The sequence below is a fragment of the Vibrio sp. 10N.222.49.C9 genome (genome assembly GCF_041474985.1).
GTDB classification, from domain to species: domain Bacteria; phylum Pseudomonadota; class Gammaproteobacteria; order Enterobacterales; family Vibrionaceae; genus Vibrio; species Vibrio crassostreae_C.
Map to the genome: position 1 here is coordinate 1 of NZ_JBFRVD010000432.1, position 329 is coordinate 329.

1 protein-coding gene is annotated in these 329 nt (G+C 49.8%); it reads left to right on the forward strand.

From position 1 onward, the window contains the following. The coding region (locus AB4585_RS23840; protein ID WP_372171238.1) for a pyridoxal-phosphate dependent enzyme at positions 1-329 on the forward strand (329 nt) is incomplete at both ends.

The following is a 329-nucleotide window of genomic DNA, read 5'->3' on the forward strand; positions in this document are numbered from 1 at the left end:
GGTATGAAGGGCGCTATCGCTAAAGCAGAAGAGATTGTGGCTGAAAGCCCAGAAACCACTCTGCTTCTTCAACAGTTCAACAACCCAGCAAACCCTGCAATTCATGAACAAACCACAGGCCCTGAGCTTTGGGAAGCTACTGACGGCGAGATTGATGTATTGGTTTCTGGTGTCGGTACTGGTGGTACAATTACCGGTACTAGCCGTTACATTAAGCAAACGAAAGGCAAGGCAATCACTTCTGTTGCTGTTGAGCCCGCTGAGTCTCCGGTCATCAGCCAAGTGCTTGCAGGCGAAGATGTGCAGCCTGCTCCACACAAAATTCAAGG